This is a genomic window from Amycolatopsis minnesotensis, assembly GCF_039529815.1.
GTDB classification, from domain to species: Bacteria; Actinomycetota; Actinomycetes; order Mycobacteriales; family Pseudonocardiaceae; genus Amycolatopsis; species Amycolatopsis minnesotensis.
Genome location: NZ_BAAANN010000012.1, coordinates 1 through 21,502 on the forward strand (window position 1 = coordinate 1; position 21,502 = coordinate 21,502).

At 70.3% G+C, this 21,502-nt stretch carries 16 protein-coding genes; 6 read left to right on the forward strand and 10 right to left on the reverse strand.

The window, feature by feature from the left end:
• The coding region (locus ABD256_RS16280; protein WP_344418567.1) for an HNH endonuclease signature motif containing protein at nt 1–317 on the forward strand (317 nt) is incomplete at its 5' end.
• Between the two features lie 445 nt (nt 318–762).
• Here the strand turns inward: ABD256_RS16280 and ABD256_RS16285 are convergent.
• From ABD256_RS16285 to ABD256_RS16310, 6 genes are all read right to left on the reverse strand, one after another.
• Entirely contained in the window at nt 763–3,087 is a 2,325-nt protein-coding gene (locus ABD256_RS16285) for a polysaccharide lyase 8 family protein (RefSeq protein ID WP_344418570.1), read from the reverse strand.
• An 80-nt stretch (nt 3,088–3,167) separates the two neighbouring features.
• Nucleotides 3,168–4,631, reverse strand: a complete 1,464-nt coding sequence (locus tag ABD256_RS16290) for an aldehyde dehydrogenase (NADP(+)) (protein ID WP_344418572.1) — start codon at nt 4,629–4,631, stop codon at nt 3,168–3,170.
• 13 nt (nt 4,632–4,644) lie between these two features.
• Complete coding sequence (locus ABD256_RS16295; protein ID WP_344418575.1) at nt 4,645–5,799, reverse strand: hypothetical protein; 1,155 nt, start codon at nt 5,797–5,799, stop codon at nt 4,645–4,647.
• 2 nt (nt 5,800–5,801) lie between these two features.
• Nucleotides 5,802–7,058, reverse strand: a complete 1,257-nt coding sequence (locus tag ABD256_RS16300) for a glucarate dehydratase family protein (RefSeq protein ID WP_344418578.1) — start codon at nt 7,056–7,058, stop codon at nt 5,802–5,804.
• Nucleotides 7,055–7,999: a 5-dehydro-4-deoxyglucarate dehydratase gene (locus ABD256_RS16305; protein ID WP_344418581.1), complete on the reverse strand. Its 945-nt coding sequence runs from the start codon at nt 7,997–7,999 to the stop codon at nt 7,055–7,057. The genes ABD256_RS16300 and ABD256_RS16305 overlap by 4 nt, the downstream gene beginning before the upstream one ends.
• A gap of 51 nt (nt 8,000–8,050) precedes the next feature.
• Nucleotides 8,051–9,562 carry a sodium:solute symporter family protein gene (locus tag ABD256_RS16310; RefSeq protein WP_344418584.1) on the reverse strand — a complete coding sequence of 504 codons (1,512 nt, stop codon included), beginning with the start codon at nt 9,560–9,562 and terminating at the stop codon, nt 8,051–8,053.
• Nucleotides 9,563–9,732: 170 nt separating this feature from the next.
• Here ABD256_RS16310 and ABD256_RS16315 point away from each other — a divergent pair, with 170 nt between their 5' ends.
• Together ABD256_RS16315 and ABD256_RS16320 are read left to right on the forward strand one after the other, a co-directional pair.
• A complete protein-coding gene (locus ABD256_RS16315; protein ID WP_344418587.1) occupies nt 9,733–10,533 on the forward strand; it encodes an IclR family transcriptional regulator in 801 nt (266 codons plus the stop codon).
• 37 nt (nt 10,534–10,570) lie between these two features.
• Nucleotides 10,571–11,392, forward strand: a complete 822-nt coding sequence (locus tag ABD256_RS16320; RefSeq protein ID WP_344418590.1) for an NAD-dependent epimerase/dehydratase family protein — start codon at nt 10,571–10,573, stop codon at nt 11,390–11,392.
• Nucleotides 11,393–11,441: 49 nt separating this feature from the next.
• Here the strand turns inward: ABD256_RS16320 and ABD256_RS16325 are convergent, their stop codons facing one another.
• Complete coding sequence (locus ABD256_RS16325) at nt 11,442–12,674, reverse strand: lipase family protein (protein ID WP_344418593.1); 1,233 nt, start codon at nt 12,672–12,674, stop codon at nt 11,442–11,444.
• Nucleotides 12,675–12,816: 142 nt separating this feature from the next.
• Here ABD256_RS16325 and ABD256_RS16330 point away from each other — a divergent pair, with 142 nt between their 5' ends.
• From ABD256_RS16330 to ABD256_RS16340, 3 genes are all read left to right on the forward strand, one after another.
• Nucleotides 12,817–13,425 carry a TetR/AcrR family transcriptional regulator gene (locus ABD256_RS16330; RefSeq protein WP_344418596.1) on the forward strand — a complete coding sequence of 203 codons (609 nt, stop codon included), beginning with the start codon at nt 12,817–12,819 and terminating at the stop codon, nt 13,423–13,425.
• Between the two features lie 9 nt (nt 13,426–13,434).
• Nucleotides 13,435–14,328, forward strand: coding sequence for an NAD(P)-dependent oxidoreductase (locus ABD256_RS16335; RefSeq protein WP_344418599.1), 894 nt, complete (start codon nt 13,435–13,437; stop codon nt 14,326–14,328).
• 62 nt (nt 14,329–14,390) lie between these two features.
• Nucleotides 14,391–14,747, forward strand: a complete 357-nt coding sequence (locus tag ABD256_RS16340; protein WP_344418602.1) for an EthD domain-containing protein — start codon at nt 14,391–14,393, stop codon at nt 14,745–14,747.
• A gap of 5 nt (nt 14,748–14,752) precedes the next feature.
• On the opposite strand, the gene ABD256_RS16345 is transcribed toward ABD256_RS16340, so the two are convergent.
• The 3 genes from ABD256_RS16345 to ABD256_RS16355 form a co-directional block, all read right to left on the reverse strand.
• On the reverse strand, nt 14,753–15,733 hold the full coding sequence (locus ABD256_RS16345; RefSeq protein WP_344418604.1) for a DUF6461 domain-containing protein: 981 nt from the start codon (nt 15,731–15,733) through the stop codon (nt 14,753–14,755).
• Between the two features lie 444 nt (nt 15,734–16,177).
• Nucleotides 16,178–17,503 (reverse strand): M1 family metallopeptidase, encoded by a 1,326-nt coding sequence (locus ABD256_RS16350; protein ID WP_344418607.1) that lies wholly within the window; start codon nt 17,501–17,503, stop codon nt 16,178–16,180.
• On the reverse strand, nt 17,500–21,420 hold the full coding sequence (locus ABD256_RS16355) for a Pls/PosA family non-ribosomal peptide synthetase (protein ID WP_344418610.1): 3,921 nt from the start codon (nt 21,418–21,420) through the stop codon (nt 17,500–17,502). The genes ABD256_RS16350 and ABD256_RS16355 overlap by 4 nt, the downstream gene beginning before the upstream one ends.
• Nucleotides 21,421–21,502: the final 82 nt, after the last annotated feature.

Consider the following 21,502-nt stretch of genomic DNA (forward strand, 5'->3'; position numbering starts at 1 on the left):
GACGAGCCAAACGCCTGGTCACCGAAGCGATCCGATACATGCTCGCCATCCGCGATCGCGGATGCGCCTTCCCCGGATGCACCCGCAAACCGAGACATTGCGAAGCGCACCACGTGCTGCCGTGGCACGCGGGCGGCAAGACGGACCTGGGTAACCTCGTGCTGCTATGCGGCTACCACCACCGCCTGCTACACAACAGCGACTGGACACTCCGCATGGTCAACGGCATGCCAGAGTTCACCCCACCAGCATTCCTCGACCCCTGGCGAAAACCCAGAACCAACACTATCCACACCGCCCAACCCCGCGCCGCCTAACCCGGAACCCCGCCACACCAGCGGGACCCCCGGCAGCACTCGTGGACGGTTTACCGACAGGGGCCAGCACCACCCGCCCCTGTCGGGAAGACTTACTCGCCCGCCCCACCACCACCGCGCGCGGCCCGGCGAGCAATCCATTGCGTCCACAATGGATCACCAACTCCTGCCGCCACACAATTCCGACCTCGCCCTCGGCCCCCCAGTCTGGGGGCTACCGGGCTCTGCCCGCCTACCGATGTCAGCCGGGTACGGCAGCCACGGCGGCCACCTTGTCCGGTCCCTGGGGAACTGACGCTGGTGACCCACGACGCGACCCGCGCCGACGAGCGGCAGTTTCCCACGGCGCGCCACAGGCGTGCCTGAAACCCTCACCGCGCCCACCAAACACGCGAACCAAGACAAGCCGCTCCCGGATAAGGGACCGCCATGAGCCAAGCCCCAGCTACAACTGGATGATCTGTGTCGCGCCCAGGGTGCCCGCCACCTTCACCTCGACCGTGCGGCGGCGAACCGTGACCCGGATCGTGTCCTGCTGCTGCGTCGGGTCCGAAACCGCCAGGCGACAACCGGCCCGTGAGCGTCCTAACGCGACAGAAGCGGGCGCGGAGACCGAAAGCTCGTCCACAGCGCCTGCGGCGAAGAAGTTGGCGAGCAGGGTGTTGTCCCACAGGCGAACTGCTTGCGCGGTCGGCGTGTTGGAGCGGACCCGCCATGCGCCGGCCGAGGCGATGGTGCCGACCGGTGAAGCCGAAGGCAGTACCGCGTAGGCGTACTTCGCGTTCGTGGGAGCGGCGCCGTGGTCGATCACGATCTTCTGGTAGCGGCGGGTGTACGGAGTTGTGGTGCCGCCGGTGTTGGCGCCCGTGTCGACGTCGTGCCAGCTGCCGGTGCGGTCTTCGCGCAGCAGGGAGACCTCGGCGTCGTCGAGCAGCACGTATCCGGCCACGTCGTCGAGGTGCAGCCAGCGGGGATGGCGGAGGGTCGACGTCTTGCCTAGGCGGGTGTCGACCGGCCGGCCGTCGACGAGGAGCGAGCCGCCGTCGATGCTGCGGTTTTCCACGGTGGTGCGGACCTTCGCGCCGGAGGCGTCCATGATCCCGGCGCCGAGGCAGACGATGCCGGACGGGGTGAAGAACCACGACTTCTTGGCCGAGAGCGTGCCGTCCTGTGAGACGAAATCGAGCGCGTAGGTGCCGTGTTCGTCATCGAGCCGGACGCCGCCGGAATGCGCCTTCGAGGTCACCGGAACCTGTTCCAGCTTGGGCGGGTCCGAGTCCTTCTCGGTGGTGCCGGGGATCAGCTTCGCGTCCACCGTCGGCCAGTACGCGTCGCTGTAGTGGCCTTCGGCGCGGGGCAGGAACACGTACAGCGCGCCGTCGCCGGTGTACCAGCCGTGCAAATTCATACTGTTGACCGACTCGTACCGGCAGATCCGGGTGGAACTCACGCCGAGGGACGCCGACCAGTCCCGCGTCACGTGGACCATGCGGTCCTCCTGCGCGAAGATCCGGTGCCGGGACACCAGCGGCGGACGCTTCGGCCGGGTCGCCAGCAGTTCCTGCGCGTACTCGACCTCGGGTACGCCGACCGGTTGCAGGCCGCCCGAAAACCGCTGCACGTCACGGACATCGAGGAACGGCGCCCACTTGCCGCGGTCGATCCAGTCCGCGGCCAGCCCGGCGAGCCGCGACCTCGCTGGATCGGGTGCGGTGCGTGCCAGCAGCACTGCGGCGGCGGTGAGCTGGTGACCCGCGTCGTGGCCGGTCTCTCCCTGCCGCGACAGCATGCGGCCGCGCGCTGGTTCCATCAGGCAGCCCGAGAACATGAACGGCGCGCAGGCGTCGGGCAACACGTCGTAGATCTGCTGCCGCACCGGCGGCGGAAGCTCCCACGCCGTGCCCGAAGTGATCTCCAGCAGGCTCGCCACCGCCTGCAACAGCACGAGCGCGTAGTGCCCCGGATAGGGCACCACGTCGTGCTGGAGGAACGAGCCGTCGGTATGGAAGCCATCACCGTGGGTCACCCGCTCGACCAGGCTCGCCGCACCGCCGCCCGCCACGTCGGTCACCGCGTCGATCCCGACCTGGACGCGCTTCCCGTCGCCGAGCAACGCACCCGACACCACGGCGATCAGGGCCTTGTCCGCCCGGTTCGCACCCGTTTCGACCACGCTCGTGTTGTTCGTCCTGACGTTCGGGTCCGCCACGAACCGCAGCACCGGGCGCAGGTGGCGTTCCCGGTCCGCCGCGGGCAACTCGTCGCCGAGTGCCAGCAGGATCTGCAGCACCCAGTACGGCACGCCGATCTCGTACACGTACCAGTTGCCTTTTTCGGCGGTGTTTTCGTTGTACTGCAAGCGGTACAGGGTGTCCAAAGCGGACCGGATGCGCTCCGCCCGGCCCGGTTTCCCCGACAGCGCCGAGCCGGGTGTCGCCCAGTCGACGGCGATCGTGCGCAGCCGGTAGTACATCTTCGGGAAGTAGTCGCTGCCCTGCTGCACCGGAAGGTCCGCCCACAGCTGGTCCGCACCGCCGTTCATCGAGGCGTCGTACCCGGTGGCCACCTCGTCGAGTGCCCGCACCGCCTGGTCGCGCTCCTCGGACCGGCGACCGGTGCCGATCTGCAGCGCGCGGTAACCGGAAACGATCTTCGCGAAGTCCTCGGGCGGCGAGGTGACCGCGAACGCCGTCGCGGATCCGGTGGTGACGGCGATCGAGGCCGCGGCCGCCGCGCTTCCGCGCAGCATCGCCCTGCGGCTCAACGGCATTGTCGTTCCTCTCGGCAGGGAAAGGGAATGGCGGCGGCGGAAGCGAGGGTGCGGGCGGGGTGGCCCCCGCCCGCACGCGGTCAGCTCAGGGCGGCCGAACCGTCGGTGCGGCGGGGCAGCTGCCACGGGTTGCCCTCCCGCAACGCGGGCGGCAGCAAGGCGTCGGGGAAGCCTTGCCAGGCAACGGGGCGCAGGAACCGTTCGATCGCCGCGGTGCCCACCGAGGTGGTGGTCGGCGCGGTCGTCGCGGGGTACGGCCCGCCGTGCTGCTGCGCCCAGCTCACCGTCACCCCGGTGGGCCAGTCGTTCCACAGCAGCCGCCCGGCCAGCCTCGTCAGCGCGGGCAGCAGCGGCCGGACGTAGTCCACATCGGACTCCTCGCCCTGCACCGTCGCGGTCAGCCCCGGTTCGAGATCGCCGAGCAGTGCGAGCAACTCGGCCGAGTCCGCGTAGGTGACGATGAGGGAAGCAGGCCCGAAGCACTCCGACCGCGCCGTCTCACCGCCCTCGACGAACGCCTTCGCGGTGGTGGACAGCAGGGTTGCGGCGACGCCGGGGCCGTCCGATTCCGGTGAGGCGAGCACCGAAACACCGGGCAGTGCCCGCAGTTTCCCCAACCCGGACGCGAACCCGTTCGCGATGCGCTCGTTCAGCATCGGCTGTGCCGAGGTGGCTCCGACGGCTTCGCGCAGCACGTCATCGAGACCGTGTCCCTCCGGCAGGAACAGCAGCCCCGGCTTGGTGCAGAACTGGCCCGCACCGAGGGTGAACGAACCGACGTACCCCTTGGCGATCTGCTCCCCACGCGCCGCGACCGCACCCGGCGTCACGACCACCGGGTTGACGCTGCCGAGTTCGCCGTAGAACGGGATCGGGTTCGGCCGTGCCGCGGCGATGTCGAACAGCGCGCGCCCGCCGGGAACCGACCCGGTGAACGCGGCGGCCTGGATGCGCGGGTCCGTCAGCACGGTGACCCCGGCCTCGACACCGTGCACCACCTCGAACACGCCCTCGGGCGCACCCGCCTTCACCAGCGCGTCACGCAGCAGTTCACCGGTGCGCGTGGACAGTCCGGGATGCCCCGGGTGCGCCTTCAGCACCACCGGGCAGCCCGCGGCCAGCGCCGACGCGGTGTCCCCACCGGCGACGCTGAACGCGAACGGGAAGTTGCTCGCCGCGAACACCACGGTCGGCCCGATCGGCACGTTCGCGCGGCGGATGTCGGGCCTCGGGCCCATCGGCCACGCCGGGTCGGCGTGATCGACGGCGGCCCCGAGGAACGCGCCGTCCCGCAGCACCTCGCCGAACAGGCGTAGCTGGAACGTCGTCCGCGCCAGCTCGCCCTTCAGCCTCGGCGCCGCGGGCAGGTGGGTCTCCGCCGCCGCGAGCGGGATCAGCTCTTCGGCGGCCGCGTCCAGCGCGTCGGCACCCGCGGCGAGCCAGGCCGCGCGCTCGGGCGGTGTGCTCTCGGCCAGTGCGCCCGCCGCGGTCACCGCGGCGGCGACGATCCGGTCCAGCTCGTTCGCCCTTGTCTCCTCAGTCATCGAAATCCCCTTGCTAGACAACAGCTCGTGCACCACCGATGGCGGCGTGCAGGTCGGCACGACGGCCAGGTCCCGCGAGTCCGAGATGGTACAGGTGCAGTTCGGCGGCACCCGCGTTGCCGAGTTCGCCAACGTAGGACTCGATATCGGGAACCGGGTTCGCGCCCACCACCGTGACATAGCTCCCGATGTCCACAGTGGAGGGAAGTGAGGTACGCGCCGCCGAGACCGCATCGAGGCTTTCCATACCGGGAACCCAGTTCTGCAGCACCACGGCATCGACGTCCTCGGCGGCGGACGGAGTGAGACCGGGCAGTGCGCCGGTGACCCACGGGTCCACCGCGCCGTGCAGCACGATCCGCCTGCCACCACCGATCGCGGCCAGCACCTCGCGGCGGAGGTCGTCGGTGGAGCGCTGCCGGGCGGACAGCAGCCCATCCCGGAGCCCGCCCGGCAGCTTGTCTTCGGTGACGGCGAGATCGCCGGTCTCGATCAGCCGACGCACTTCGGCCCGCAGTTTCCGCTCGACCTCGTCCGGTTCCAGACCGGCCGTCGCCCACCGGCCACGGCACGCCGCGCAGCAGCACACCGAAAGCAGCCGGGAGGTCGCCGGCGCCCACACGGCATCGGTCTTCTCGTGGTGGCACTGGTGCACCGCGCCGAGCTGGCCGCACGCCTCCAGGACCACCGTCGGCACGTCGAGGTCGGCGACGCATTCGGCGGCGAGCGTAGCCGCGTAGGTCCGCACTTCCTCCTGCGCCGGGCACAGCGCCCACGGGTAGCTCTCACCGAAGCAGTTGCGCACCGCGACGTCTGGGAACTCCTCGCCCAGCCTGGAGTTGTGCGTCAACACGAGCCAGGCCGCGGTCGAGATCCCCGCGTCGCGGAGCGCGGTCACGGCGTCGCCCGCGCTGTCCTCGCGGTCGGCCCAGTCCGGGACGCCCGGCCGCAGGCGCGCGCCGTCCCATACCTGTTCGCGCACCGGCCGGTAGAGCGCTGCGTGCCTGGCGAGCACCGCGGTGCGGTCCGGCGCGTACGGGGTCGCGGCCCTGGTCGTGTGGTACGAGACGGCCACCGCGACCTCGTCCACGCCGAGTTCGAGCGCGCGCTCGGTGAAGCCGGGGGCATCGAGAACGTCCCACGGATAGGCATATCCGGTCACCCGCATGCTCACCACCGCGCCGTGTTGGGTTCGAAGTCCGGTACGAACCGGCGCATGTAGGTCACGTCGTCCCGTTTGGTCTGTCCGCATCGGACATAGTCCTCGTGCGCCTTCGCCAGCGCGTCGCGGTCGAGCACGACCCCGAGACCGGGCCCGTCCGGTACCGCCACCGCGCCTTCCCGGAACTCCAGCGCACCCGGCTCGATCACGTCCGCGGCTTTCCACGGCCAGTGCGTGTCGCACGCGTAGGTCAGGTGCGGGGTCGCCGCGGCCACGTGCACCATCGCGGCCAGGCTGATCCCCAGGTGGCTGTTCGAGTGCATGGACAGCCCGACGCCGAACGTCTCACACGTCACCGAAAGCGCTTGCGTGTCACGGAGACCGCCCCAGAAGTGGTGGTCGGAGAGCACCACCCCGACCGCGCCGGCGCGGAACGCCGGTGCCACGTCGGCGAAGCGCACCACGCACATGTTGGTGGCCAACGGCATCGACGCGCGCTCGGCGACGCGTGCCATGCCTTCGATCCCCGGCGTCGGGTCTTCCAGGTATTCCAGCACGCCTTCGAGCTTTTCGGCGACGTCGAACGAGGTTTCCGGTGTCCACGCGGCGTTCGGGTCGATGCGCAGCGGATGCGAGCCGAACGCCTCCGCCAGCGCCAGCACGCCTTCGACCTCCTGCTGCGGCGGCAGCACGCCGCCCTTGAGCTTGATCGAGCCGAAGCCGTACTCGTCGACCATCCGGCGCGCTTCGCCCACCAGCGCCTCCGGGGTCAGCACCTCGCCCCACGAGTCCTCCGCCGCGCCGACGTGCGCGCCGTACTTGTAGAACAGGTATGCCGAGAAGTCGACAGCGTCCCTCGCCCGCCCGCCGAGCAGGTCCACCACCGGGCGCCCGAGGCACCGGCCCTGTGCGTCGAGTGCGGCGACCTCGAACAGCGAATAGACGCTGGCCAGGGTCTTGCTGACCGAGAACCCGCCGGTGAGGCCGTGCTCGTCGGCGAAGACGGCATCGCCGAGCGCGCGCGCCACGCGGCGGCGCAGTCCGGGGAGGTCGAACACGTCCAGGCCGGGCAGCGCGGGGATCACCTTGCGCACCTGGTCGAGGAACGCGAGGTCGCCATAGGACTCGCCGAGCCCGATGACCCCGTCCTCGCACACCATTTCCAGCACGCCCCGCAGCGCGAACGGTTCGTGCACGCCCATCGCGTTGAGCAGCGGTGGATCGCTGAACGCCACCGGCGTCAGCACGAGCTCGGTGATCTTCACTTGCCCTCACCCAGCCCGGCGAGAACCGACGCGCCGCGGTCGAGCAGCGCTTCGAGCCGGTTGAGCTGATCCACCGACGGTTCCGTCAGCGGCGGGCGCACGCCGCCGACCTTGTGCCCGCGCAGCCGCGCCGCCGCCTTCACCAGCGACACCGCGAAACCGGGTGTTTCGTCGCGTAGCTGCACCAGTGGCAGGTAGAACCCGTCCAGCAACGCGTCCAGCACCGCGTTGTCCCCTTCGGACAGTGCGCGGTGGAACCGGTGCGCGATCTCCGGCGCGAAGCAGTGCACCGCCGAGGAGTACCTGGCGACCCCGATCGACGCGTACGCCTTCGCCGACATCTCCGCGGTAGGCAACCCGTTGAAGAACAAGAAGTCCCTCGCCCTGCCGGACCCCTCGGCCCTGATCGCGGTGACGATCCTGGTCATCAGGTCGACGTCGCCGAACCCGTCCTTCAACCCGGCCACCGACGGGATCGTGAGCAGTTCCCGCGCCGCGTTCGCGGTGAACACCCCCGTCGAACGGTGGTAGACGATGACCGGGATGCCGCTGTCCCGCAAGGTGAACCGCACGTGGTCGACGAGACCGGACGGCGGCCCCGTCACCAGGTACGGCGGGAGCAGCAGCACTCCGTCCGCGCCACCGGCCTCGGCCGCCGCGACGCCGGCGCGCGCCGTCGCCGCGCCGCCACCGGCACCCACCCAGATCGGCACCCGCCCGTCGGCGACCTCCTTCGCCGTGCGCAGCAGCGCGGCGAGTTCGTCCGGCGAGAGCGAGCTGAACTCCCCCGTGCCGCACGCCACGAACAACGCGCCGGCGCCCGCGTCCACATGAGACTCGACATGGTGCGCGAACGCGTCGAGGTTCAGCTCGAGATCGTCGGTGAACGGGGTGAGCGGGAAGGCGAGCAGGCCATCCAGCTCGATCTTGGGCTGGCTCATGTATTCAGCTCTTTCGTCCTCGTCGGTGCACGACCTGGTGCGGGTCGCGTTTCATGCACGCACCGCCTCGCCCTCTTCGGGCGCCTGAGCCGGTGCGGAACTTTCGCTGTTGACGGCCTCGATGATCCGGTCGGTGGTCTCCGCGCGTTCCGGGGCCGCCCAGCCGAGACCGGCGTACAGCACGAGCGAAACCAGGATCGGCGTCGCGATCAGCGTCGTCTGGTTCGCGTCGAACACGTAGTAGACCAACGCGTACGCGAGCAACCCGCCGGCCCAGGAAACCAGCGCGGCACGGGACCCGCAGCGGCGGAACCACGGCAGCATGCCGAGCAGCAGCGGGATCGAGATCGGGCCCATCAGCGCGGCGACCCAGTTGACGACGATCTGCAGCACGCCGCCGAGGCCCTCGGCCTGGGTCGCGACGAACATGGTGATCGCGACGAACACGACGGTGGTGACCCGCGCCGCGCGCAGCCCCTGCACCTCGGTGAAGGCGCGCGCCTTCCGCCACAGCACCGGCATCATGTCGCGCGTGATCACCGCGGAGATCGCGTTGGCGTCGGAGGAGACCATCGCCATGGTGTGCGAGAAGATGCCGGCCAGCACGAGGCCGACGAGCCCCGGCGGCAGGAACGTGGTGGTCATGATCGCGTACGAGTCGTTGGGGTTCTTCACACCGGGGATGAGCAGCGGCGCGGCGAACATCGGCAGCATCAGCACGATCGGCCAGAACAGGTACAACAGCGACGAAAGCCGTGCGCCGCGCCTGGCTTCCGCCGTGCTCGGCGCCGCCATGTAGCGCTGCGCCAGGTTCCACATACCGCCGTTGTACTCCAGCGTCTTCACCAGCACGTAGACCAGCAGGAAGATGGTGGTGTACTTGGCAGTCGCCGGGTTGAGGTGGTTCGAGGGCAGCTTGTCCCACATCGTCCAGAGCGCGGAGATCCCGCCGAGCTTGCCGAGCACCACCACGATCATGACGACCGCCGCGATGGCCTGGATGACGAACTGGCCGAAGTCGGTGAGCGCGTCCGCCCAGAGCCCGCCGACCGTGCAGTAGACCAGCGTGACGGTGCCGGTGATCAGGATGCCCCAGTTGTAGTCGACGCCCGCGAACACGTGCAGCAGCGTCGCGACGGCGTACCACTTGGCCGCGATGTCGAAGATCTTGAGCAGGCTGCCGCTCCACGCGAGCGCCTGCTGCGTCGGGACGTTGTACCGCTTGGCCAGGTACTCCAGCGGGGACGCGACGCCGAGCTTCGAGCGCAGCCGGTTCCAGCGGCCCGCGAAGAGCCAGCTGCCGATCCCGACACCGATGCCGATGCTGGCGAAGCCCCAGAAGTACACGGTGATGCCGTCGGTGTACGCCACTCCGGCGTACGCGACGAAGAGCACCGCGCTGTACCCGGACATGTGGTGCGAGATGCCGGCGAGCCACCACGGCATCTTGCCGCCTGCGGTGAAGAAGTCGCTGACGTTGTTGACGCGCCGGTGGGACCACACCCCGATGACGATCATCAGCAGGAAGTAACCGCACACCATCGTCCAGTCGAGTACGTGCACCGCGGGACCCCTTCCTTGTTCATATGTATGAACGGGATCTGTTATAGTGATTATGTTCGCCTACAAGAACGTTGTTCGGGGACGCTAATATGGCCCAAGTCACGTGTCAACGGCCGTTCGGCGCACCCGGGAGGCACGAGTCGGACACGAATTCAGCTGGAGGTACTCCGATGGCACAGGGCACTGAGACGGTCGCCGTGAGCGGCACCGAGCCCGCCGGTGTCAAGTCCGCCCGCCGCGCGATCGAGCTGCTCGAAACGTTCGCGGCCAACGACGTCTGGCTGTCGCTGTCCGATCTGCACGCGCGCACCGGTTTCCCGCGATCGAGCCTGCACGGCCTGCTGCGCACCCTGCACGAAGCGGGCTGGCTCGAGTCCGACAGCTCGACCACCAAGTACAAGCTCGGCGTGCGCGCGCTCATCTGCGGCACCGCCTACCTCGACCGCGACCCGATCGTCCCCTACGCCACCGAGGCGCTGGAGCAGGTGCGCGAGCAGACCGGGTTCACCGCGCACTACGCGCGGCGCAACGGCACCGAGGTGGTGTACCTGGAGACCCGCGAGTCCCGCCAGTCGACCCATCTCGTGTCCCGCGTCGGGCGCACGCTGCCCACGCACGCGACGGCGCTCGGCAAGGCGCTGCTCGCCGAGCTGACCCACGACGAGATCACCGCACTGCTGCCCGCCCCGCTGCCCGCGCTGACCCCGAACACCGTCACCGATCTCGGCGAGCTGCACGAGCAGTGCGCCGCGATCAGGGAGCGCGGGTTCGCGTCCGAAGTGGAGGAAGGCACCCCCGGTGTCCGGTGCGTGGCCGCGGTGATCCCCTACCGCATCCCCGGCACCGACGCGATGAGCTGCTCGATGCAGGCGGACCAGGTGAGCGACGCCGACGCGCTGCGCGTGGGCGAACTGCTCGCCGAGACCACCGCGGAACTCGGCCAGCGGCTGCGCCGCGCCGGGATCCGGTGACCCCCTTTCCCCGCCAGCACACCAGAAAGAGGACCCCATGGCAGACCAGCGCGTCCTGATCACCGGCGCGGCAGGCGTCGTCGGCACGCTGATGCGCCCCCGGTTGCGCCGCGACGGGCGAGTGCTCCGGCTGCTGGACGTGACCGCGCAGCCGCCAGCCGCCGGCGATGAGGCCGTCGAACTCGTCACCGCCTCGGTCACCGACGGCGACGCGATGGCGAAGGCGTGCGAGGGCGTCGACGCGCTCATCCACCTCGGCGGGCACAGCCGCGAAAACACTTGGGGGGCAACGCTCGACGTCAACATCAACGGCACGCAGATCGTGCTCGACGCGGCGCGCTCGGCCGGGATCAAGCGCGTGATCCTGGCCTCCAGCAACCATTCCGCCGGCTTCCGCACCGTCGACGAAGCGGGCGAGCACGGGCTGCCCGCCGACTCGACCCCGCGCCCGGACACGTACTACGGCGTCAGCAAGGCCGCCATCGAAGCGCTCGGCAGCCTGTACCACTCGCGGTTCGGCATGGACGTGATCGTGATCAGGATCGGCTCGTGCTTCGAAACCCCGCACAAGCTCGGCGTGCGCGGGCTGACCACGTGGCTCTCCCCCGACGACGGCGCGCGGCTGTTCGAAGCGTGCCTGAGCCACCCGTCACCGGGTTACCGGTTGATCTGGGGTGTCTCGGACAACACCCGCCGGATCTACTCACTCGCCGAAGCCGAGGCACTCGGGTACCGCTCGCTGGACAACGCCGAGAAGTACGCCGAAGAGCTGACCGCGCCCGCATCCCCGGCACCGGACGCGAAGTACGTCGGCGGCCCGTTCTGCAGCGCGCCACTCGGCTCGCCAAACCCGCTCTGAGCAAACCGTCCGATGTGGAGGGCCAAGACTCCACATCGGACGGTCGCGGTCAGCAGTTGCTCGGCGCGCGCTTCCCGGCCAGCCGGTCGTTCAGATAGGACAGTGCGCCGGGGATCCCGGTCACCGCGATCGACACGTGCTCACCGAGCAGGTAGCGCTGGTACTGCACCGGAACACCCTTGCCGCAGTAGTTCTTCACCAGCGCGTCCACCGGCGGGCTCGGCGTCAGCTCGTCGAGAATGCCCTGGTAGTAGTAGATCGGCGCGCCTGGCTTGCGCTGCCCCATGGTGACCTCCTTGATCACCTTCTTCACCGCGGGCACCTCCAGCAGCTCCGGCACGGTGACGTAGTCGCGCATGCGCTGGAACGCGTGCGACACCGAGAACTGCGCGATGCACCCCTTGCCGATCTGCTCGAAGGCGGCCTTGCCCTTGGCGTTGAGCAGGGTTTCGGTGTCGATCTCCGGGTACGCGCGCGACAACCCGACAGCGGCGCCGAAGTACACACCGGACAGCGCGGTGCCGTCGATCTTGCGCGCGACGTAGTCGAGGTCCGCCGGCACCCCGCCCGCGGCGACCCCGGCGAACTTCAGCTCCGGCGCATAGCTCGGCTGGAGCTCGTTCGCCCACGAACTGGCCAGCGCGCCACCCGAATAACCCCACAGCACGGTCGGCGTCTTCGGCCCTGCCAACCCGGCCGGTTCGAAGTTCTGCGCCGCGCGGATCCCGTCGAGCACGCCGTGCCCGGTGTTGATCGCCGCCGTCCACTGCGAGTCGGGGCCCTCGTAGTCGGCCGTCACGACGGTGTGCCCCGCCATCAGGAGCGGAGCGAACGCGGCCTGTTCGACCGCGGGGACGTTGAGCCCGGTGGCCATCGAGTACGACGGCGCGCAGTCGGTGCTCAGGCCGTCCTGCGCGGTCTGGTACGACACCAGCTTGCGCCCGCCGGCGGGCGGCGGGCCGAGCGGCTGGATGATCGTGGCCACGTCCGCGATCGGCTTTCCCTTGGTGTCAGTGGATTTGTACTTCACCTGCCAGGCACGGAACGGCAACGGGATGGTCAGCGCCCGCACCGTGCTCGGGCGCGCGTCGAGGATGGTGCCGGGCGGGACGTCCGGGAACGGGCTCGGCTGGGCGTAGAACGGATCGTCACGGGGGTTCGGGGGCAGTGGGTCCGCCGCGGCGGGCGTGGCGAGCCCCGTCGTGGCGAGCAGGCAGGCGAACAGTGCGGGAAGAACCGCTGATCGCCGTCGTTTCCGGGTGCGCCGCGCCGGTGCGGACATCGCAACCTCCAGCTCGATACCGAACGGTATTGGATACCCTTGGGTACCAGGTGGCCTGGATCACAGTCAAGGTTTCTCCCTCGAACGGTCGGCGGCGCTTTCCGTATCGGCATTCGCTCCGCACGGGGTAGCGTTTCGTGCCATGCCCGCTGACCGACGGCGCCCGACGAAGGCGCAGACCCGTCGCCAGATCCTGGACGCGGCGGCCGCCGTGTTCGCGGAACGCGGTATCGCCGCCACCTCGCTCAACGACATCGCGAGCACCGCGGGCCTGACCAAGGGCGCGGTGTATTCCAGCTTCGACAGCAAGGACGAACTGGTGCTCACCATCATGGAGGAGCACATCGTCGACCGGATGGCCCACGCCACCGCGGTGTTCGACGAGATCGCGGATCTCGGCGACGCCACCAGCGAAGCGGGCGCGCGGCTGCTGCACGGCATCAGCTCGGACTCGACGTGGCACCGGCTGCTGCTCGAATACTGGGGTCTCGCCATGCACGACCCCGAACTCCGCGACGGGCTCGCCGAACGGCGGAACGCGCTGCGCGAAGCCATTTCGAACGCCATCCGCCGCATCGCGGACCTTCGCGAGATCACCCTGCCGCTGCCGGCCGAACACCTCGCCGTCGCGATGCTCGCGCTGTCCAATGGCCTCGCCGTGGAACGCGGCATCGAACCCGGCGCCGTCCCGGACGGCCTGTTCGCCGAACTGCTCACCCTTCTCATCGGTGAACGGCCGTCGTGGGGCTAGCCTCGGCGAATGTCTCGGATCGGATTTGCCGGTATCGGCCGGATGGGGCTCCCGATGTGCGCGAACCTGGTCGGTGCCGGCTATGCGGTGACCGCCTTCGACGTACGAGCCGAACGGAAGGAGGCGGCGATCGGCTGCGGCGCCCGATGGTCCACGAATCCCCGTGCGGTCGCCGCCGGTGCAGACGTGTTCATCACGATGGTGCCGGGACCGCCGGAGGTGCGGGACCTGATGTTGCGAGACGGCGTCGCCGAGGCCCTGCCGCCGGAGTCGGTCTGGCTGGACATGACCAGCAACTCGCCGGAGGTCGTGCGGCCGATCCGGGAGCGGCTGCTGGCGCGAGGAGTGCGGGTTCTCGAGGCCCCGGTGGGCGGTGGGCCTGCCGAGTCGCGGGACGGCAGCCTCAAGCTGTTCGTCGGCGGGGAAGCCGATCTGGTCGACCAGCTCCGGCCACTGCTGGCAGTACTGGGCGATCCGGACCGGATCGTCCTGGCCGGCGGGCATGATCACGGGTACACCGCCAAACTGCTGGTGAACCTGCTTTGGTTCGGGCAGGCGGTGGCGACGGCCGAGGCGTTGCTGCTGGGCAAGAGCGCGGGTCTCGACCTTGGCGTACTGCGCGACGCACTGCGCGACAGCGCGGCAGCGGGCGCCTTCCTGCACAAGGATCTCGACGCCCTGCTCGCCGGTGACTACCTGCGTTCCTTCGGCCTGGACCGGGTGTGCGAGGAGTTGGCCACCCTGACCGATCTCGGCCGCGACCACGGGACTCCCTTCGAACTGTCCGAAGTGGTGGCTCGTACCCACCGTCGCGCTCTCGCCCGCTACGGCCCGGCGGACGGGGAGCTACTGGCCGTCGCCCTGCTGGAAGAAGAGGCAGGCCTGCGACTGCGCGACCCCTGACCCCGGCACGGTCAACACCGGTTCGGAAGCCCTGGTGCGCAACCGAAGCTAGGCTCGACGACATGATCATCCTGGTGAGTTTGCTGCGACGCCTGCCCGAGGTGTCCCACGAAGAGTTCGTCCGGCACCACCGCGAGACGCACGCGCCGTTGTTCGTCGCGACCGAGACGGTGCAGCGCGTCGTGCGGCGCTACACCGTCGACCATCCGAAGCCGTTCGGCGTACCGGGGGTGGCGGACACGACCTTCGACGCCGTTGTGCGCCAGTGGTTCGACGACGCGGGCGCCATCGGCGAGCTGATGACCTCGAAGGACTACCTGGAGACGATCAGGCCCGACGAAGCGCGGTTCATCGATTTGAGCCGCAGCGAGTTCTACCTCGCCGAGGATCAGGTGTTCCTCGGCGAGCCGACTCCCTGAACGCGCTACGCGTCTTGTAGTCGCTGCTGGACGGTCCGGTGCAGGATCGCGACCCGAGCGGGCCCCGTGACATCCGCGACTTCGGGCCAGACGCCAGTGAGCTGGCACAACAGCTCCAAGTCGTCCAGGAGGTTGGCGTCGTCGGAGTCGAACTCTTCGATGTCGCCGATGCCCATCCTGGCCAGCGCCTCGGTCAGCACGCCCGGCTCGGCGCCGTCGGCTTCGCTCGCGACGTAATCCATGAAGTTCGCGAGGGTCTCACCGTCCCGGCTCACCAGGAACTGGTGCACGCCGTGGCCACCCAGGTACGAGGTGACCGCGAACGTGCCACGGGACAGGTCGGGGCGGCCGATGGCCTCCCAGCCGTTGTCCTCGACGAGCAGTGTGTGCCGGCCCAGAGCGAACGCCGCCACGACCATGGAAACCGAATCGGTCTCTTCGTAGCTGGCGCGCCGGCCCAATTGCGCCCAGGTCGCGGTCGAGATCTCCTTGTCCTCGGCCCCGAACCGGCGCAGCGCTTCGTCCGGGTCGACATCGTGGATCACCGTCACGCAGTACGCGTCCGCCACCTGCAAAGTCGCCAGCCAGCCCTGGCCGTCGCCCGGTTCGAGGAACCGGCTGCCGTGGATCTCCGCCAGCGGTGCCCGGTCGCCCGGTGACACGGCTTCGATCGGACCGTGCCGCAAGCTGTACTTGGGCAGCCCGTGGTGGTAGATCACGCCGTCCCCGTCGTCGGTCACGCCCATGGCCGAGTAGCGGAGCTTGGGCAAGTCGGCGCGCCACACGACCTGATCGCCCTCGCGAACCGCGAAAACACCCTCCGGTTCGAGCGCAAGGGTGCCCGCCGCCCCAGCGGTCCAAGTGGCCGTGCCGTTGCGGTCGCTGATCTCCGCGCGGCCTTCGTCGTTGTAGCGCAGGGCCCACTCGCCCGACGGTGAGGTCACCGGCTCAGTCAAGGTCTCGAACTGGCGCAGCAACTCGGTCATCGTCAGGACTCCTGGATTCGACGGGATGATCCGTCGTCACCGTACGTGCGCGACTTCGCCGCCTGCGAACACGAACCGTTAAGTTTGTCCCGCGGGACAACAGTTTCGGTTCGTTCGTTCCAGGAGGGCAGGCCCCACGGTTGCGAGGCGCCGTTCGCGGGTACCGGGCCGACGTGAAAGTCCGGGCGGTCCCCCGCGCGGTGCACGAACACTTCCTCGCCGCGGCGAAGCTCGATCCGGAGGTCGCCGTTCGGCAGGCGCTGCGACCGGATCGGCCGGTGCCCGAGCGCGAGAAGCCCGCCGGGGCCCTGAAGGACGCCCTCGCGGCACCAGGCTCCCCCAAGGGCCCCTTCGGGGCATGCGCGGCGGACTTCGCCGACCGCTATAGGAGCATCCACGCGGACAGCGCGCCGCAGCAGGGCCGGGGGAAGGGGCAGCGCGGAGTCAGGGCAGTGGCGGGAGCCTGGTGTCGAACAGCCAGGGTTCGAACAGGTCGGTCAGCGGCTCACCGGAGGCTCGTTCGGCCAGTGCGGTGAACTGGTCCGTGGTAACCGTGCCGTGGCGGTGTTCGAGCGCCCACGCGCGCAGCAGTGCGAAGAAGCGTTCGTCCCCGATCCGCGTGCGCAGCGCGTGCAGCGTCAGCGCGCCGCGCTTGTAGACCTGCTCGTCGAACATCCGGTCCACCCCGGGATCGGCGACCTTCAGGTCCGCCGGTTCGCTCGCCATGCGGCCGTACCACTGGCGGGCCATTCCGGCGGCGGAGACACCGCCGGACGCCTCGGACCACAGCCATTCCGCGTAGGTCGCGAAGCCTTCGTTGAGCCAGATGTGGCGCCAGTCCGCGACCGACAGGCTGTTGCCGAACCACTGGTGCGCCAGCTCGTGCACGACGAGCCGCTCGTGCGTGCGCCTGCCGTCGATCAGGTTCGCGCCGAAGACCGACAGGCCCTGCGCCTCGATCGGCTCGTCGAGCGGGTCGTCGGTCACCACCACGACGTACTCGCCGAACGGGTAAGGGCCGAAATGCCCCTCCAGCACGTCCATCATCTGGCTGTGCCGCCCGAAATCTCGCGCGAACGGCCTGCGCAGCCGTGCGGGCAGGGCGGCGCGCTGCGGGAACCGGCCGCCGCCGAGGTCCACTTCCTCGTACCGTCCGATGTGGACACCCATGAGATAGGTCGAGGTCGGCTCCGGCCGGTCGAACACCCAGGTCGTGGTGCTCGCGGAACGGCGCTGCGCGACCAGGTTCCCGGTCACCAGCACGGTGTACGGCGACGACGTGGTGATCGTGACCCGGTAGGACGCCTTGTCCGCGGGGTGGTCGTTGCACGGGAACCACGACGGCGCGCCGACCGGCTGGCTCGCCACCAGGGCGCCGTCGGTCAGTTCGTCCCAGCCGATCTCGCCCCAGTTCCCCGAAATCGGGCTCGGGTTGCCGACGTAGCGGATCTCGACCGTGAACTCCGCGCCCGCTGGCAGCGACTTCGCCGGTTTGACGTGCAGCTTGCCGACACCGCGGGTGAACCGCGCCGCGCGGCCGTCGACCTGCACCCGCGCCACCCGGAACCCGGCGAGGTCGAGGCTCAGCCTCGACAGCGCCTGCGTGGCCACGGCGGTGATCCTCGCCTGCGCGGCCAGCCGGTTCGAAACGATCCGGTAGTCGAGCTCCAGGTCGTAGTGCCGGACCCGGTAGCCGGAGTTCCCGTGCGATGGCAGGTACGAATCACCCGACCCGGACTCGCCCGGTGCGGGTGGCAATACCTTCTTCAAGCCCTGCGTCCTCCGGTCGCCGCCCACGCCGAGATGGGGTTGCCGAGCCAGCGGGAATCGGCGGGCACCGCGTCACCCCTGGTCACCAGCGAACCGGGGCCGACCGTGGTGCGCGCGCCGATGCTGGCGCCGGGCAGCACGATACCGTGCGGGCCCAGCGTCGCGCCTTCGGCGAGGGTGACCTCGCTCATGCTCATGATCCGGTCGTGGAACAGGTGCGTCTGGACCACGCAGCCGCGGTTGATGGTCGCGCCGTCGCCGAGGCGCACCAGGTCCGCCTCCGGCAGCCAGTACGTCTCGAGCCACACGCCGCGCCCGATCTTGACGCCCATGGTGCGCAGCCACGCGGTGAGCAGCGGGGTGCCGCCGACGGAGCCGATCAGCCACGGCACCGCGAGCGCTTCGACGAAGGTGTCCGCCAGCTCGTTGCGCCACACGAACGAACTCCACAGGGGATGCTCGACCTCGCGGAACTTGCCGACCAGCAGCCATTTCACGACGGTCGCGGTCAACGCGGCCACGGCACCCGCGGCGAGCAGGACCACGCCGGAGAGCACGGCCGCGAGCCACAGCCCACTTGCGAGGGTGAGCGCCTGCAAGGCGGCGACGGCCAGCACGGCCAGCGCCACGCTGCACATCACCGGCACGATCCGGCACAGCTCGATGACCGCGCGGGCGACCTTCAACCGCCGCGGCGGGGCGAACGTGCGGCTCGCGTCGGACTGGTCGACCGCGCGCCGCAAGGGCCGCGGTGGCATGCCCAGGTAGGACGAGCCCTTCTTCGCCTTGCGCGGCGTCGACGACAGCACGCCGACGAGCCCGCGCTTCGGCACCGACCGGCCGGGCGCGGTCATCCCCGAGTTGCCGAGGAACGCCTGCTTCCCGATGCGCGCCGGTGCGACGTGCAGCCAGCCGTGGCCCAGTTCGTAGGTGCCGACCATGGTGTCGTCCGCGAGGAACGCGCCGTCGTCGACCTGGGTCATCTTCGGCACCGCGAGCACTGTCGAAGCCTCGACGCCCTTGCCGATCTTCGCACCGAGCAGCCGCAGCCATACCGGCGTGAAAAGGCTGGCGTACAACGGGAACAGGCCGTCGCGGGCCATTCCCATCAGGCGCTCGGTCGCCCACACCTGCCACGCGGTGCGGCCGTGCACCGGGTGGTAGCCCTCCTGCATGCCGATGCTGAGCGCGCGCACGCCGGCGAGCACCAGCAGGGCGTAGGTCAGGAAGTAGATCGCCGTCGCGGCCGGGGTGAGCAGCAGCGCCGTGCCGAGCGCGGAGCCGAGCGAGCCGGTCCCCGCCACCGCGAACCCGACGAAGAGCACACCGGGCACCGCGGCGATCGCGGGCAGCAGGCCGAGCACGAGCGACGCGACGCCGTACGCGGTGATCCAGAACCGGGACCGCGGCGGGCGGCTCGGCGGCCACTTCAGCGCGTCCTTGGTTTCGACGGCCGCGGGCGAACCGGCCCAGCGCTGGCCAGCCGGGACGGCGCCGACCACGGTCGACCCGGCCGCGATCTCCGCGCCCTTGCCGATGCGGGAACCGGGGAACAGCGTGCTGCGCGAGCCGATCCGCGCGTCTGCGCCGATCCGGATCTTGCCGATGTGCACGCGGTCGCCGTCCACCCAGTGACCGGACAGGTCGACCTCCGGCTCCACCGCGGCACCGCGGCCGAGCTTGAGCATGCCGGTGATCGGCGGCGCGGAGTGCAGGTCGACGTCGTTGCCGATCTTCGCGCCGAGTGCCTTGGCGTAGTGCGTCATCCACGACGCACCGGAAAGGTCTTCGACACCGCTGAACGCGGCGAGCTGCTCGGCCGCCCACAGTCGCGTGTGGACACTGCCGCCGCGGCGGTAGGTGCCGGGGCGCAGGTCGCGCAGCAGCAGCCGCGCGCCGCCGGCCGCGATGCTGATCCGGCCTGCCGGGCTGAACAGCACTAGCCACGCCAGCGCGAGCAACCACCACGAAACCGAAGGCGCCCAAGCAACTCCGGTGAGCGCGAGCACGTTCGACAGCGCCGCGAGCACGGTCGTCCAGCGGAGGCCGACGAGCGTCATCAGCGGCACCATCAGCAGGCTCTGCACGATGCCGGTCGCGCGCGGGATCGGCGCGATGTCGCGGCGCTGCGTGGTCGCGCCGTCGAGCGCGTCCAGCATCGCGGCGAGCGCGCCCAGTTTCGGGTGCTCGTAGATGTCCGAAACGGACACCTGCGGGTGGCGGGCGCGGATGCGCGCGATGAGCTGCGCGGCGGTGAGGCTGCCGCCGCCGTTGCTGAAGAAGTCGGCCTTCGGGCTCTTCACCGGCACGCCGAGGATCTCGGCCCAGCCCTCGGCGAGCCACGTCTCGGTGGCGGTCAGGCCGCCCGCGGCGGCGTCCACCCCGGCCAGCGGCCACGGCAGCGCGGCGCGGTCGACCTTGCCGGAGGTGCGGGTCGGCAGGTCGTCCACCACCGCGAGCAGCGGTACCAGCGCCGCGGGTAGCTGCTCGCGCAGCGCCGCGGCCGCGCCGTCGGCGTCGAACTCGGTGCCCGCCTTCGGCACCACGTACCCGACGAGCACCTGGTTGCCCGCCTTGGTCCTGCGGATCGCCGCGGCGGCGCCGACGACGTCGGGCAGCGCCTGCAGCGCGGCGTCCACCTCGCCCAGCTCGATGCGGCGGCCGCCGAGCTTGATCTGCTCGTCGGCGCGGCCGAGGAAGAGCAGGCCCTCGGGCTCGGCGCGGACCATGTCCCCGCTGCGGTAGGCGCGCTGCCAGCCCAGCGACGGCAGCGGCGCGAACTTCTCGGCGTCCTTCGCCGGATCGAGGTAGCGGGCGAGGCCGACGCCGCCGATCACCAGCTCACCGGAGGACCCCATGGCCACCGGCCTGCCGTCCTCGTCGACGACGGCGAGCTGCCAGCCGGACAGCGGCAGCCCGATGCGCACCGGCTCCTCGCCGGTCAGCTGCGCGGCGCAGGCGACGACGGTGGCCTCGGTGGGGCCGTAGGTGTTCCACACTTCACGGCCCTCGACCGCGACCCGCTCGGCGAGTTCGGGAGGGCACGCCTCGCCACCGAAGATCAGCAGGCGGACGTCTTCGAGCGCGTCGGCAGGCCACAGCGCGGCGAGCGTCGGGACCGTGGACACCACGGTGATCCGCTGCGCGACCAGCCAGGGACCGAGGTCGACGCCGGTGCGGACGAGCGAGCGCGGCGCGGGCACCAGGCACGCGCCGTGCCGCCACGCGAGCCACATCTCCTCGCACGAGGCGTCGAAGGTGACCGACAGCCCGGCCAGCACGCGGTCACCGGGTCCGATCGGCTCCTCGGTGAGGAACAGGTCCGCCTCGGCGTCGACGAAGGCGGCGGCGCTGCCGTGGCTGACCGCGACGCCCTTCGGCTTGCCGGTGGACCCGGAGGTGAAGATGATCCACGCGTCGTCCGACGGCATCGGAGTGCCGTGGCGCCCGCCAGGCTCGGCGCGCAGGGTGATCGCACCGCCGTCGCCGAGCACCGCCGACACGCCCGCCTCGCCGAACACCAGCTCGGCGCGCTCATCGGGGTCGTCGGCATCGACGGGGACGTAGGCGGCACCGGCCGAGAGCACGGCGAGGATCGCGATGTACAGCTCCGCGGTACCGGACGAGATGCGCACACCGACGCGATCGCCGACGCCGATCCCGGCCTCGGTGAGGCGGCGGCGGACGACGTCGATCTCCTCGGTGAGCTTGCGGTAGCTCAGCGCGACGCCGTCGGCGTCCAGCGCGGCCGCGTTGGGGTGGCGCGCGGCGGTCTCCGCGAGCACGTCGAGCAGGGTCCGCTCGCTCGCGGCGAGACCGGACCAGAAGAGCGCGCGATCGGCCACCGGCGCCGGAGACGGCGCGACAGTGACTTCGGCGACGCAGGTGAAGGGGCTGCTGTCCGCGGTCAGCGTCACCGCGAACTCCCTGTTCGAATGGCGGGCATTCGCTCGGTGGGCATGGTCGAACCTCGGGCGTGCATGCAGCCCATCACTCACC